The organism is Enterovibrio gelatinilyticus (genome assembly GCF_028683095.1).
Lineage (GTDB): Bacteria > Pseudomonadota > Gammaproteobacteria > Enterobacterales > Vibrionaceae > Enterovibrio > Enterovibrio gelatinilyticus.
Genome location: NZ_JAJUBC010000139.1, coordinates 1 through 363 on the forward strand (window position 1 = coordinate 1; position 363 = coordinate 363).

Genomic DNA, 363 nt, shown 5'->3' on the forward strand with positions numbered 1-363 from the left:
TGTAAGTAAAATTACAGCGTATAACGTCGTTTTAAGGGGCGTAAAACATTCACTTCACGCAAAAAAGCCACCGTAAACGCCATAAATTGATATAACAAAAGTTGCGGGAATGTTTTGCGTCCGCCTTGAAAACCTTTGTTATAAAGCTGCCACCCAATCCGTTTGAATAGACGAACCTCGCCTTTTGCCTTTGCAAGCAGCCCTTGGGATGCTTGGTCTTTTCTGGCCATTGATGGCTTGTTTGCAGCACTTTCAGTGGTGAGCGGCGATCCAAAACCAAACCGCTTTTTTGTTGGGAAAACCGGAGTGGTTTGGTACTCAAAGTCGCTGCTTACATGTAAGTGAAATTACAGCGTATAACGT

General features: G+C 43.8%; 1 protein-coding gene. It reads right to left on the bottom strand.

The window, feature by feature from the left end; genetic code table 11:
- Positions 1 to 11 precede the first annotated feature (11 nt).
- Positions 12 to 230, bottom strand: a complete 219-nt coding sequence (locus LRP50_RS25565) for a hypothetical protein (RefSeq protein WP_274167195.1) — start codon at positions 228 to 230, stop codon at positions 12 to 14.
- Positions 231 to 363: the final 133 nt, after the last annotated feature.